General features: G+C 40.0%; 15 protein-coding genes and 1 pseudogene. 5 read left to right on the top strand and 11 right to left on the bottom strand.

Going from position 1 to position 12,326, the window contains the following annotated elements; all coding sequences use genetic code 11:
• The first annotated feature begins 230 nt into the window (after positions 1 to 230).
• Entirely contained in the window at positions 231 to 431 is a 201-nt protein-coding gene (cspD, locus tag AOQ70_RS17880) for a cold-shock protein CspD (protein ID WP_024422747.1), read from the top strand.
• A gap of 51 nt (positions 432 to 482) precedes the next feature.
• On the opposite strand, the gene AOQ70_RS17875 is transcribed toward cspD, so the two are convergent.
• The 3 genes from AOQ70_RS17875 to AOQ70_RS17865 all read right to left on the bottom strand — a co-directional run bounded on the left by AOQ70_RS17875 (position 483) and on the right by AOQ70_RS17865 (position 1,690).
• Positions 483 to 665 (bottom strand): hypothetical protein, encoded by a 183-nt coding sequence (locus tag AOQ70_RS17875; protein WP_039179402.1) that lies wholly within the window; start codon positions 663 to 665, stop codon positions 483 to 485.
• 169 nt (positions 666 to 834) lie between these two features.
• Positions 835 to 1,017 carry a zinc-finger domain-containing protein gene (locus tag AOQ70_RS17870; protein ID WP_024422748.1) on the bottom strand — a complete coding sequence of 61 codons (183 nt, stop codon included), beginning with the start codon at positions 1,015 to 1,017 and terminating at the stop codon, positions 835 to 837.
• Position 1,018: 1 nt separating this feature from the next.
• The gene (locus tag AOQ70_RS17865) at positions 1,019 to 1,690 is read right to left on the bottom strand and encodes a ribonuclease H family protein (RefSeq protein WP_041085800.1); all 672 of its coding nucleotides are present in this window, start codon (positions 1,688 to 1,690) and stop codon (positions 1,019 to 1,021) included.
• 94 nt (positions 1,691 to 1,784) lie between these two features.
• Here AOQ70_RS17865 and AOQ70_RS17860 point away from each other — a divergent pair, with 94 nt between their 5' ends.
• The 3 genes from AOQ70_RS17860 to AOQ70_RS17850 are packed head-to-tail and all read left to right on the top strand — an operon-like array spanning position 1,785 to position 3,039.
• The gene (locus tag AOQ70_RS17860) at positions 1,785 to 2,474 is read left to right on the top strand and encodes a queuosine precursor transporter (RefSeq protein WP_059377765.1); all 690 of its coding nucleotides are present in this window, start codon (positions 1,785 to 1,787) and stop codon (positions 2,472 to 2,474) included.
• Position 2,475: 1 nt separating this feature from the next.
• Entirely contained in the window at positions 2,476 to 2,871 is a 396-nt protein-coding gene (locus tag AOQ70_RS17855; protein WP_039179411.1) for a reverse transcriptase-like protein, read from the top strand.
• A 42-nt stretch (positions 2,872 to 2,913) separates the two neighbouring features.
• Positions 2,914 to 3,039, top strand: a complete 126-nt coding sequence (locus AOQ70_RS17850) for a hypothetical protein (protein ID WP_003215584.1) — start codon at positions 2,914 to 2,916, stop codon at positions 3,037 to 3,039.
• Between the two features lie 203 nt (positions 3,040 to 3,242).
• Here AOQ70_RS17850 and AOQ70_RS17845 read toward each other — a convergent pair whose 3' ends face one another.
• From AOQ70_RS17845 to AOQ70_RS19825, 8 genes and pseudogenes are all read right to left on the bottom strand, one after another.
• Positions 3,243 to 4,130 (bottom strand): 5'-3' exonuclease, encoded by an 888-nt coding sequence (locus AOQ70_RS17845; RefSeq protein ID WP_058837920.1) that lies wholly within the window; start codon positions 4,128 to 4,130, stop codon positions 3,243 to 3,245.
• Between the two features lie 277 nt (positions 4,131 to 4,407).
• Positions 4,408 to 4,671 carry a YpbS family protein gene (locus AOQ70_RS17840; RefSeq protein ID WP_041085809.1) on the bottom strand — a complete coding sequence of 88 codons (264 nt, stop codon included), beginning with the start codon at positions 4,669 to 4,671 and terminating at the stop codon, positions 4,408 to 4,410.
• 41 nt (positions 4,672 to 4,712) lie between these two features.
• Complete coding sequence (locus AOQ70_RS17835; protein ID WP_059377760.1) at positions 4,713 to 8,309, bottom strand: dynamin family protein; 3,597 nt, start codon at positions 8,307 to 8,309, stop codon at positions 4,713 to 4,715.
• Positions 8,310 to 8,440: 131 nt separating this feature from the next.
• Positions 8,441 to 8,527: a Fur-regulated basic protein FbpC gene (locus AOQ70_RS19605; RefSeq protein ID WP_226340839.1), complete on the bottom strand. Its 87-nt coding sequence runs from the start codon at positions 8,525 to 8,527 to the stop codon at positions 8,441 to 8,443.
• 85 nt (positions 8,528 to 8,612) lie between these two features.
• Entirely contained in the window at positions 8,613 to 9,122 is a 510-nt protein-coding gene (locus tag AOQ70_RS17830) for an isoprenylcysteine carboxyl methyltransferase family protein (RefSeq protein ID WP_034623498.1), read from the bottom strand.
• Positions 9,119 to 10,219: a type III polyketide synthase gene (locus tag AOQ70_RS17825; protein ID WP_059377758.1), complete on the bottom strand. Its 1,101-nt coding sequence runs from the start codon at positions 10,217 to 10,219 to the stop codon at positions 9,119 to 9,121. Before AOQ70_RS17825 ends, AOQ70_RS17830 begins: the two co-directional genes overlap by 4 nt.
• A gap of 327 nt (positions 10,220 to 10,546) precedes the next feature.
• A pseudogene (locus AOQ70_RS19470) lies at positions 10,547 to 10,860 on the bottom strand (transposase); the annotation flags it as partial.
• Positions 10,850 to 11,011 (bottom strand): hypothetical protein, encoded by a 162-nt coding sequence (locus tag AOQ70_RS19825; protein ID WP_186366067.1) that lies wholly within the window; start codon positions 11,009 to 11,011, stop codon positions 10,850 to 10,852. The pseudogene AOQ70_RS19470 and the gene AOQ70_RS19825, both read right to left, overlap by 11 nt.
• A gap of 295 nt (positions 11,012 to 11,306) precedes the next feature.
• Between AOQ70_RS19825 and AOQ70_RS17820 the strand changes: the two genes are divergently transcribed.
• Positions 11,307 to 12,161 carry a polysaccharide deacetylase family protein gene (locus AOQ70_RS17820; RefSeq protein WP_059377755.1) on the top strand — a complete coding sequence of 285 codons (855 nt, stop codon included), beginning with the start codon at positions 11,307 to 11,309 and terminating at the stop codon, positions 12,159 to 12,161.
• Positions 12,162 to 12,326: the final 165 nt, after the last annotated feature.

Genomic DNA, 12,326 nt, shown 5'->3' with positions numbered 1-12,326 from the left:
GGACAAGCTGCACGTTAGGTTCCGAAAAGGACGTTTTATTTTTCATTGTTATTCACCAAAAAAACAAAAAAATCAAACATTCTGCTCAAAATTTGGCTCGCCTGCTTGACGCGTTACTTTTGATGGTGTATAGTGGAACCATCATTTAACAACTGTAAAGTCGTTAGGTGATGAAAATTTTTTTTAGTATGCCCAAAAGGTGTGCTACAGTACTAGGAGGAAAAAGCAATATGCAAAACGGTAAAGTAAAATGGTTCAATAATGAAAAAGGTTTCGGCTTCATTGAAGTTGAAGGCGGAGACGATGTATTCGTTCACTTCACAGCTATCGAAGGTGACGGGTACAAGTCTTTAGAAGAAGGACAAGAAGTTTCTTTTGAAATCGTTGAAGGTAATCGTGGACCTCAAGCTGCAAACGTAACAAAACTTTAATCAACTAAATCAATGATGAAACGACAAAATAAAGAGAGGCATATGCCTCTCTTATTTGATTTTCAGCTGAATTTCAATGGCTAAAATATTTTGCTTCAGTCGTTGTTCAATTTCAGAAATATCTTTTTCGAGAAAAGGTCTTCCCTTCTTTGCTACATCTACTAGCTGCTCTAGATCGCTGTATACCTCTTGAAATGTTCGATGTAATACCGTTTCGAAATCCTTATTATTCATGCCGGCCTTCCCCTTTTCCTCTATTATCCGTCACTTAGTCAAAAAGTAACTCAACCAAAACTTTCTATAGTTATATCGGCTCATTTTTCAGAATATGTTCTTTTTTAACACATTCTATCCGTTTTTTTTCACGAGCGGATGTTTGAGTAAGGAAAACCGGGGCAGCCGCTTACTTTTTAAGCAGCGTCTGTCCGTATTCTTTTATTTTCTCTCCTACTGTGCATTGCTGAATACAAAAGGAGTGGGCGTATTTTTTGCCATATTCTTTTCGAAAGTGCTTCTTAATCAAGCAATCTGAACAATACGTGTCTTGGAGATCCGTCAATTCTTGTACTGCTGTTTTTTTATCCACATTATTCAGCTCCGTCTGCTTCTAATTTCAATTTACTTTCAATTGGGACGTCTGCAAGTATCTGCCTTGCAAGCTGATCCGCTTCTGCATTTTGTTTACGATCGATGACTTCATATGTTGGCGTAAGCCTCAGCTCCTTTAAAGCCGCTTCAATCCGGTCGAGCCATTTGTTATGTATATCATCATAACAAGGCCATTCTCCTTTTAATTGATTCATGACAACTAATGAATCGCCTCTAATCGTGACAGAATTTCTGCTTGCCCCAAGGTCTTTCAAAGCTTTTACTGCCTCAAATAAAGCTGCATACTCCGCTTCATTATTGGTGATTCCTTGGAAGGGCTGATTTTTTCTCAAACGATAAGCATCTTCTCCGAGCTTATAGTAGACGACAACCCCAAGGCCAGAGTCGCCTGTTTCTTTGTGAAAACTTGCATCAAAATAGACCTGAAGCTGATCAGGTTCAAGCTTTAGTTCTTCATTTAGCTTTTCAAGTTCTTTAATAGACCACATCGCCCCTTTTTCATCTTCAAATGATAGGAGTGACTGTGGTTCTTTTTTATCGATATGTTTTGCTAAAAGCAAGGCCTCTTTTAGCTCCATCCAATCTTCTTGGAAAAAAGCAATGGACCCAATCGATTTCACTTTCATTGTATAGTGCGCTCTTAATTTCATTGATCACATCGCCTTCCCGTGCTTTTAAGGTAAACGTTCGTTATGCTATAATCAAAAAGTTACATTTTACAATGAGAAAGGAAGTTCATGTCACTTGTTTAATGAAGGTATTTGGATCTTATTTGCGATCATTAATTTTATCATTGTTCTTCTATTTTATAAAGGATTTGGCAAGATGGGCCTTTTCGTCTGGATTGGCTTTGCGACGGTTGCAGCAAATTTACAAGTGGTCAAAACCGTTGAATTGTTTGGCTTAACGGCAACACTTGGGAACATTTTATATGGCAGTGTGTTCTTTGCAACGGACGTATTGAATGAAAAATATGGACAAAATGAAGCGAGGAAAGCTGTCTGGATTGGCTTTGCCACCCTTTTAACGCTAACCGTTGTCATGCAGGAGGCTTTGCTTTTCAATCCCGCTCCATCTGACATTTCTCAAACATCGCTCGAAACGATATTTGGCTTTATGCCAAGGGTCGCACTTGGCAGTCTTGCTGCTTATATCATCAGTCAAATGTTAGATGTTTATGTATATTCGTTTATTCGCCGGATATTTCCTTCCGATGGTGCGCTCTGGGTGCGCAACGCTGGAAGTACGATGATCAGCCAGCTGCTTGATACACTGATCTTCACAACCATTGCCTTTCTTGGCACCTATCCATTTCATGTATGGATCGAAATCTTCATCACGACTTATGTGATTAAATTTATCGTTGCCGCGATTGGGACACCATATGCGTATGCAGCGAAAAGAATGGTTCCGCTTGATGAAAGGGTGAAATAAATTGCCAGCTGAAATATACATTGATGGTGCTAGCGCAGGAAATCCAGGTCCTTCTGGTATCGGCATTTTCATTAAATATGATGGAAAGGCAGAATCTTTCTCGATTCCTCTCGGATCAATGAGCAATCACGAAGCAGAATTTTCCGCTCTCATTGAAGGGATGAAAATCTGCGTAGAAAAAGGACTGCGTTCCGTTTCGTTTCGAACAGATTCACAGGTAGTTGACCGTGCGGCCAATGCAGGATTTGCTAAAAATCCAGCCTTTCAGCCTTTTATAAAAGAGATGATCGAGCTTCAACGGCAGTTTGATTTATTTTTCATTAAGTGGATTCCAAGCAAGGAAAATCAAGTAGCTGATCAGCTCGCTAGAAAAGCGATTCACCTTTCTAAAGGATGAATCGCTTTTTTTCGGTTATGCTAATGTATGAGGTGATACTGATTGGATAAAGAGAATAAAGGTCGTGTCACAAATGGGACAACCCCACAAGGTGATGCGCAAACAAAAGATAAGCAGCCACTATCTCAGCTCGAAAATAGAGCGAAGAAAAGCAATACAAAAAGATGACCTTAGAGATCAGCTTAGCTGATCTCTAACAAAGGGCTAAAATGATTTTTATTTTAGTCCTTTGTCTTCTTTTCAGCGTGATAGAAAACCTTTGCAGTCTAGGAAGGGCGAGTACCGGAGCGGAGCGAATTTGACATTCGTGAGCACCGGAGCGCAGACCTGACAACGAATGCGAGGGTTTGTCTTTACGCTGAGAGATCGGCTTAGCTGATCTCTATTTTACTTAATCGATTCACCATCGGTTCAATTCCTTTGATTTGATGGTAACGCAGCATGGCAGCAGCCCGTTCTTGATTGATGTTCATCTTCGTCTCATCAATTGGACAGCTCAGCGGGACATCACATTTGATCTCTGCCAATAGACGGGAGAGCTTCAAATCTTCTAATCCTGCTTGCATTTTCTTTTGCTGTGCGGCCGTTAGTTCATGAACATTTTCTAATAATCCATCAATGGTTTGATATGTTTGAATAAATTTTAATGCTGTTTTTTCTCCGATTCCTTTGACGCCTGGGTAATTGTCACTTGAATCCCCCATAAGTGCTTTCATATCGATCAGCGCCTTTGGAGAGATGCCCATTTCCTCTTCAAATAAGGCTTTTGTATAATGTTTATAGTTCCCGATCCCTTTTTGCATCAAAGCAACAGTCACTTGTTCATTCAATATCTGCAGCAAATCTCTGTCGCCAGTTAGAACCGTCACACGTGCTTCATTCTGATAGACTGCTGCCAGCGTACCGATACAATCATCTGCCTCAAATCCCTTTAAACCAACGTTTACAATTCCTAGCTCCTCTGTCGCTTCTTTTGCTAAATCGAATTGCGGAATGAGCTCGACAGGTGCCTCTCCTCGATTTGCTTTATAATCTTGAAACAATTCATTTCGGTATGTTTGGCTTCCCATATCCCAGCAGCAAACAATATGAGTTGGCTCAAATGTCTGAACAGCGGTTAATAAATGCTTCAAATAGCCATTTACTCCATTCGTCGGGACGCCGTGATCATTTATCATAAAATTGCGATGGACAGCCGTTGCATAGAACGATCTGAACAGAAGCGCCATGCCATCAACAAGCAGTACGTGTTTATTCATTCTTATAAACTCCCTTTTTCAAAACAATACTCCTATTCTATCACAGAACATAGAATTCGACATAAAAAAGGCGCCCTCTTCTTTTGGAAAAGAAGTGGCACCTTTGGATTATTTTTGACCGTATTGCATTTTTTTCGATTCTGCTTCTGCGTAGGATGGCATCTCTTTTTGTTTCGGGTTACGCTCATCCTGCTTTTTTGCATGCTGCTTTTTTTCCATCATCATTCCCCTTTCTCGGTTCACTTGTTAAGATGACCAAAAAAGAGAAAGTTACTCTTTACTTCTGTTTTCTTTCGACATACTCCCTGACCATATCAATCGTTACATGCTTACGCAGCGGAACAATACCGCCTCGTGCAAGCTCATTCATCTTCGAAGTAATCGCATTGATATCGTCAGTTGTAAATGGTTCGTTTTGCTCACACTTGAAAACAGCAGTCTCTATTGCCTGCTCTCTTTTTTGCTCAAGCGCAAGAAACGACTTGATATGAGCATTCTGTTTTTGTGAATGTGCGGAAATCTCTTCGTGTACGCTCGTCATTTTTTATCAACTGCTTTCTTTTTTCTATAGTCTATCATGAATCAAATGGTTTTCAACTGCTTCTTCCATTCATTTGTCTGCTTGTATACTTGTTCTATCATCGCCTGCTCTTTCGCATCTGTCGTCAAGCTCATGATAAATGTTTGTTTTTGTTCATTCAGCTGCTTGAGCGCTTCTGTTTCATATCTTTCAGTAAAGGTCTTCACCATCATATCGTATCTGCTCTGTAATTCTTCTTTTTCTTTATCTGCCCATTTCGTCGTTAATTGGAAAAGGACATCTCGAATCGCTTCAATAAACGCTGCCTTCCCGTTCTGTTCAAAGAAAGCTTTCGCTGATTTTTGCTTCTTTAAGAGCGGCTCAAACGGCGTCAGGTCCGCTTCCACTTCAATTTGTTTCAGCTCTGCATTTTTCTCATCTGGAGGCGACAGCCGGAGAGAAAAGTAAGGATCTTCTGCACATGCAGCCTGCAATCCTTTCTCCCACTCCTCTTTGAAATATTGAGTGATAAACGATTCCATTCGAATATCAAGCGCCTTAAGCTCCTGTACAAATTCAAATTCATAATCCTTTAGCGCCTGTTCAAGCGCTTTTTTCAGCTCCTGCCTGAAGTCCCCTTGAGATATTCCAGGATAAAAGGCTGTCTTTAACAGATCATTTGCATAAAGTGACAAGCGCTGAACAATGTGGTAAAGCTGTTCGTGCAAGTCCTTTTTCACACTTTCTGTCACTAGCTTAGATCGTTTAATATGGCTCATTTGATCAACGATCACTTCATAGGATGTGTCTATCTTTTTCTTTTCTGCTTGCTTTTCATCTTCTGACTGATGCAGCGTCTCATGCAGCTTGTCGACTGTTCTACATAATGTACTCGCTTCAAAATACAGCAGCTCAATCGCATCTTTCGTTAATTCTTCCTCAATAAAATAGTCGAGCTGTGTTCTTAGCTGTGCATACTGGTTATAAGGCGACTGACCCTTTCCTTCGATCTCTTCCTTACTGGATACATGATGAAGGTTTGGATGCCGGATACCTTCTTTTGTGAGCTCATTTTTCACATAGTCAAAGACAGTTTCAAGCTCTGTTTGATCCTTTGCGAGGTCAGCTGCATTGATAATAAAAAACATTTTATCCATGCTAAATGAATCTTTTACAAGCCCGAGTTTACGTAAAAATGAACGGTCTGCTTTTGAGAAAGAATGCTGGTAGTAAGTTAAATAAAGAAGGGCATCAGCATCCTTCATATATTGAAAGGCAATCTCTGTATGACGTTTATTCATACTGCTGGCGCCTGGTGTATCAACAATCGTCAGTCCTTTATCTGTTAAAGGTGTACTTAAATACACCGTCACTTCCTTCACCACACAAGAAACAGCCTCTTCTGCCACATATGGCTTCAATTCTTGCAGGGTGACATTGTGCGGCGTTTGTTTTTGAATGGAATCACGGAACTTTTCATGAGCGTTTAAAAAATGTTCAACAATGATGCGGTGATCCTGTTCAAGCTCTCTTTTTTTCAGCGTTCGTTCGAGTTTGGCTTGAAACGTATCTCCCTTTTCTTCTGTTATAGAAAAACCGAGAATTTGATCGAGCTCTTCTAATATTTCCTGCTCGGTTTTGAACACCACTTTCACACTTTCATGCGGATGGTCTTCTGTCGGCCGCGTCAGCTTATTGATCGTGGCCGTCGTTGGTGTAGGAGATGATGGCAGCACCTTTCTCCCAACTAGGGCATTGGCAAACGACGATTTCCCTGAACTAAAAGCACCGAATAAGGCGAGTGTAAATTCCTTCGCTTGAAGCCGCTTTGTTCGTTGTTCAAAGGACTTTCTTTGAGACTGAAGCGCGTTTAATGGCATTAACATTTGAGAAAGCTGCTCAAACTGGTCAATCGACTGCGCTGTCGTAATATGCTGTGATTGACGCATTTGATCAAGCTCTGTCTGCTGCTGATTTTCTTTCTCGCTTTCTTCCGCATGAGTGGACGTATGATTCTGATTTAGCTCGTCATGCTGCATCCGATGTTTTTTCACATAAAACCAATCATCTGTGATCTGCTCATTTGTTCCGTTTTGCCATATATCCCATACATGCTCAATATCTCTTCTGATTTGATCATTTTTTTCCATGCTTTGCTCGAGCGCTTGGAGCTCCTGTGCTGCCTGGGCCCACTTATCTTGTTGCTTTCCCTTTTCATTCATGAGCTGGGTTTTCAGCGTCTCGGTCATTTGTTCAATCAATGGTATTGCTTTCTGTTTGGCCTGTCTTTTCAGTGCTTCACCAGCATCTTTTGCATATTGCAAAACGTATTCATTTGAAAATGTCGCACCATGATGGATGACGTTTTCAAGCAGTGATTCTTCCACAGGTGTTTCAAATGCCATCACTTGATTTAATAGCTCTTCACCAAGCTGATGTTTCTTGACTTCTTTTTTGAGCAGCTCAGCAATATGCCAGTCCACTTCAGCTTTCATTCTTGCTTTGACATCTGCTAAGAAATCGTTCGCCCGCTTTTCTTTTTCCTGCTCAGTTTTATTTTTAGCGAACAGCAGTCCTACCTTAAAGCCAGGTGCTTTCGATTCAATATAGTCACTTGCAAGCTCTCTCATTTTAAATGGGGTTAGGTTTGCATTTTTTAAAATATTCTCGACTTCAAAAGACACTTCGTCTTCTAACTGTTTTGCTCCATTTTCAATAAAGCTGCTTTTCGCTTCAAGTTCCTTGACTTCTCTTCTTTTTTCTTGAAGCAGTGAATCAAGATCCTCTTCTTGCAGCTCTTCTTTTAATGAGTCAATATGTTCTTTTAAAACATTCTCTATTTTCTGCTCGGTATAGGCGCGAAGTGATGCTTTCGGCAATGTTTGTAATTCTTGCAGTTTCTCGATTAAACGAATCATTTCGTTTCTTGGATTCGTCTCATCGGTTACAGATGTAAAGTATAAATGTTCTTCTTCAATGCCCTCTTTAAGAAGCATATCAACTACTTGATTTTTGTAGTCTTCAAACGCTGTCTCATGCTCATCATGTCGATCGACTTGATTTACGATGAAATAAAGATTTGGCACTTTCTCTTTAATGGAGCGAATGAAACGAATGTTTTCTTCCGAATGAACATGGTTGTAGTGCACGACATAAAAAAGAGCATCTGCTTGATGTAGAATAGACGCGGCAGATAAGAAATGGGTATGATCCGTTGAATCAATTCCAGGCGTATCAATCAGTGCCACCTTTTCTTCCAATCCTCTATAGTCCCCGCTAATTTCCACCATTTCAATCTGTTCCCCGTCCTTACAAAAACGCTGAACTGCTTCTTTATCATAAGAACCGCTCATTTTTGCAAAACGGCCATCTGAGGTGTGAAGCTTTACTTCACTCTCCCCTTTCCTCACGACGACCAAGTTTGCACTTGTTGGAATCGGACTCGTTGGCAGGATGTGATCATGAAGCAGATGATTCACAAGTGATGACTTTCCAGCTGAATAGTGGCCGGTAAATGCGATATACACTTCTTCTTCTGCTTCCTTTTTGATAATCGATGCAAGTTTGGCTGCGCGTTCATGATCATCCCTTTTGAGAAGGCTTTGATATAAAGCACCTGTAGTTTGAACGAGCGAATCTCGAATAGACAAGTCTTCCATGACGATAAACCCCTTTGTTTTTAGAAAAGTCAGTTATGTATGTGATACCATTTTACACAAAATCAAGAGATTTTTCTTCTGATCTGAGGAAATAAAAAAAATCTGCTGCCCGATCAGCCGCAATTGACTAATCAGGAAGCAGATTTTTTAGAAACACCTTTTAATACGAAGCCAATTAATAGGCTGTATACACAGACCGTACCGAGTAAGAAAACCATTGTCATGTGATCACCGTCCATCCTTCGTGATTGAGAATGCTTATCATTAATGAAAGTGTATCACAATTGATAATGATTTTCAATATTAATTTAACAAATACTGATTGAGCGCTTTCTCTTCTGTTTGAATTCTCACAGCCATCATCCATGCATTTAAACATGTGAACAAAATAGCGGTAAAATAGGCATTAAATAAAAGCGGGATCAGCATAAGCTCAATCGCCACCACGACATAGTTAGGATGCTTTAACCAGCGATAAGGTCCTTTTTTTACCATCATCGCATTTGGTACAACTAAAATCTTTGTATTCCAATACGTTCCAAGAGAGCATAATGCCCAATATCGAATAACCTGTGTAGCCAGCAGGAAAACGAGCAACACAAGAAAATAGCGCGACGGCGGCCTGTTTAACCCCCATACCTCAACCATGAGTGAGAGAAAAAAGCCCGCATGCATAGCGACCATATAAGGATAATGACTTGCACCAAATTCAATGGCACCGATCGCTTTCACTTTCTTTTCATTTCTTTTAGCCACAAGCATTTCAATAAGCCGCTGACACACGAAGAAACCAATGACGAGCCAAATGATCATGATATGACCTCCTCCCATTTCATGAGCAGCAGCTCTGATGAAAATCCCGGACCAAGCGCTCCGCAAAGACCGATATCTCCCGCTTCAGCGGATTGATGTTCAAGATAATGCTTGATCACATACAAAACTGTGGCAGAGGACATATTTCCGTGTTGTCTGAGTACTTCTTTTGATGAAAAAAGCTGATCTTCTTGTAAGGATAGACTTTTAATATAGGCATCGATCACTTTTTTCCCTCCAGGATGGGCAAGAAAAACCGATAGTTCTTCTACAGAATACCCTTGCTGCTCTAAAAATTGATCGACTTGCTCTTTTAACCAGCCGGAAATAATGGAAGGAATGTCACGGGAGAAAATAACCTGAAAGCCGTCACTTGTAAATTCCCAGCCCATCACATCCTCAGACTCTTTCATTGTGACAGATTGTGTACCAATCACTTTAGGGACTGTTTTTAGATGGGTGTATTCTGATACACCTTTTTCTCCAGTTAAGAGTACCGCTGCTGTCCCGTCTCCGAACAAAGATGTACCGATTAAATTGCTTTTTGATTGATCTTGCGGCTGAAAGGTTAAACTGCACAGTTCGCAGGCGACAACCAGTACCTTCGCTTCTGGAAATGCCCTTATGTATTCGTAAGCCCGGGTCAACCCCGCCGCTCCGCCCCCGCATCCTAAGCCCCAGATCGGCACTCGTTTCGTATAAGGCGAAAAAGGGAGAACGTTCATCAGTTTTGCATCAAGGCTTGGTGTCGAAAGTCCGGTGCTTGAAATAAAAAACAATGCATCGATTTCTTCAAACGGAATCGGTTTTTTCAGGAATGCCTTCTCATGAAGACAGTGTATGACCGCTTCTTTTGCATGAGCCAATGCTTTTTCCAAATAGAGGTTGTTTTTCTCCTCAAAAGAGTGGTGCGTCTGATACCATTCAATTGGCTGCACAAACTGTCTGCTCTCGATTTCTCCATTTTGAAAAGCTCTGAGCAGCCGGTCGATATCTTTAAACGATCGTTTAAATTGGGATCTAGCAAAATCAGCCGCCTTTTTCTGATCCACATGATGTTGTGGCAGACTCGTTCCAACAGAAAGAATGTACGCCATCGGCTTCACCTCTTTTTTCGATTAATATCCCCTATCGAAAAAAGGATATACATGCCAAAACGTCACAATTCAGTCAAAATATTTTCCTTCGTCTAACTTTTTGTCTTGACGACAATTGATAAATATTGGATAATATAGGTGAAAACATGATGTAGTTTTCCTCCTTCACAGGTTCGTTCAAAGCCAAGCGAACCTGCTTTTTTTATGCAAAAAAACACTTCTATAGAGAAGTGTTTAGACCGTAGAACCCCCCCTTTTACTTTAAATAAAAGTGGGGTTTTCACTATCATTATAAAGGGTTTACGCTGGACATAGTGTTTTCCATGTCTAGTTAGCTAATTTTTTAAGATTCATGGCAGCGAGAGTAAGCATCGCTTGCATTGAAATTTTTTTAGTACACGAAGTTTCGCCCAACGCATACTATGCTTTTCTTTTGCATCCGCAAAGACGCGTTCTTTATTTCTCTCCGCTTTGCATAGTTGCTTTTATTTATTTCAGTGAGTCTTAGGTAGTTTGCTTCATCTAGTCTTGCCAAATATGCGATGAATTTGCTTGGTATGATTTTGACTTTGTGTACAGTTATCTAGAAAAGAACTAGTTTTACAAACCTCTGAACCGGACACATATTGTTTAAATCCTTCGTTGTACGGTAAGAGAGAATTTGCCGATATCTTCTTTATTTTGTAGTGGTACGAGCTTTTCTCTATGTTTTTTGAGATTAATCGCCTCTGTCTCCACTTTCCACATAAGCACCCTTTTTTCAATGAAATCGTCATTATACAACACTTTCATAAGGAATCTCCCTTTCGCTTCGAATTAATGGTCACATCTGCTGCTATCTTAGCGTATAAATATTAACGTTTCGATCATTATTCAGAATGATTTTATTTAAACATGAATGGATCACCTTTTTTTGCTGATCAACACAAAGTAACAACCATAAATTTCTAATTCATTTGAATTTTCTATATAAAAAGGATTTTTTCCACTATATACATAATCAATATGTGTACCAAGAAAAACAGTGAAAAAAGAAAGAATCTACAACATGGTTCGGCTCAAAATTTAATTGACTGGAGTGATTGTAATGAAAAAGGTTTCCAAAAAAAAGACACCCTACAACATGATACTTCTCTCAAAGGTAATTGGTTTAGTGCTTCTTACACTGTTTCTCTTTTTTATCTGGGATATGTCTAAACCCCATTTGCAGGCGACAAATGGGCAAGCAAAAAATGTTGCCAGCAGTGACTTCCGTGACACAAGCATCAGTCTGAAAGCAAAAAATCAGTCTACAAGAACATTGGATACACATTTTAAGACCAATCCAAACCAACAGGCAACGAATAAAACAGTCTTTTTAACATTTGATGATGGTCCTTCTGCTACATCAAATCAGCTGTTAAATGTATTAAAAGCACATCACGTGAAGGCAACGTTCTTCATGCTTGGACCGCAAATCCAAGCACACCAATCAACTGTGAAAAGACTTTATCAAGAAGGACATCAATTAGGTCTTCATGGCATGACGCATGATATAAACCTCTTTTATCAGAACAGCGAGTCTCCCGTAAATGAAATGAGAGAAGCTCAGCGTATTCTTGCCTCTGTTACAGGTGTCTACAGCCGTCTTGTAAGAACCCCCTATGGCAGTGTTCCAAATTTAACATATCATCAAAAAGTACGTTTAAACCAAAATGGCTTTATTTACTGGGACTGGACGATTGATAGCCTTGACTGGAGATATAAAAACTCACAATATGTTCCAGAGGTATTGAATCAATTGCAAATGTTTGAGAAAAATAAACCATGGGAACCAAAAGTTATATTAATGCATGATCAACCCTCTACCACAAACTATTTAGATAGCCTGATTATACAGCTAAAAGCAAGGGGCTATACATTTGCAGTCATTAACGAAACAATGCCGCCGGTACAGCATTAATAGTGCTAATCACAAAAAGCCCGTATCCAAAAGATGCGGGCTTTCAGCTTGTAGACAAACCCTCACACGCTCCTTCCTAGGATCAAAGGTTTTTTATCAAGCTAAAAAGAAGACAAAGAGCTAAAAAAAGGTCATTTTAGCTCTTTGTCCATAATCTGAATCCCT

This window comes from Bacillus sp. AM 13(2015), assembly GCF_001518755.1.
GTDB classification, from domain to species: domain Bacteria; phylum Bacillota; class Bacilli; order Bacillales; family Bacillaceae; genus Bacillus; species Bacillus safensis.
This window is presented reverse-complemented; position numbering and strand designations above follow the sequence as displayed.

Excerpts from the sequence above, each read along its gene's own strand:
- cspD (WP_024422747.1), top strand. The coding sequence starts at position 231 with ATGCAAAACGGTAAAGTAAAATGGTTCAATAATGAAAAAGGTTTCGGC.
- AOQ70_RS17875 (WP_039179402.1), bottom strand. The coding sequence starts at position 665 with ATGAATAATAAGGATTTCGAAACGGTATTACATCGAACATTTCAAGAG.
- AOQ70_RS17865 (WP_041085800.1), bottom strand. The coding sequence starts at position 1,690 with ATGAAATTAAGAGCGCACTATACAATGAAAGTGAAATCGATTGGGTCC.
- AOQ70_RS17845 (WP_058837920.1), bottom strand. The coding sequence starts at position 4,130 with ATGAATAAACACGTACTGCTTGTTGATGGCATGGCGCTTCTGTTCAGA.
- AOQ70_RS17840 (WP_041085809.1), bottom strand. The coding sequence starts at position 4,671 with ATGACGAGCGTACACGAAGAGATTTCCGCACATTCACAAAAACAGAAT.
- AOQ70_RS17835 (WP_059377760.1), bottom strand. The coding sequence starts at position 8,309 with ATGGAAGACTTGTCTATTCGAGATTCGCTCGTTCAAACTACAGGTGCT.
- AOQ70_RS19605 (WP_226340839.1), bottom strand. The coding sequence starts at position 8,527 with ATGGTTTTCTTACTCGGTACGGTCTGTGTATACAGCCTATTAATTGGC.
- AOQ70_RS17830 (WP_034623498.1), bottom strand. The coding sequence starts at position 9,122 with ATGATCATTTGGCTCGTCATTGGTTTCTTCGTGTGTCAGCGGCTTATT.
- AOQ70_RS17825 (WP_059377758.1), bottom strand. The coding sequence starts at position 10,219 with ATGGCGTACATTCTTTCTGTTGGAACGAGTCTGCCACAACATCATGTG.
- AOQ70_RS19825 (WP_186366067.1), bottom strand. The coding sequence starts at position 11,011 with ATGAAAGTGTTGTATAATGACGATTTCATTGAAAAAAGGGTGCTTATG.
- AOQ70_RS17820 (WP_059377755.1), top strand. The coding sequence starts at position 11,307 with ATGAAAAAGGTTTCCAAAAAAAAGACACCCTACAACATGATACTTCTC.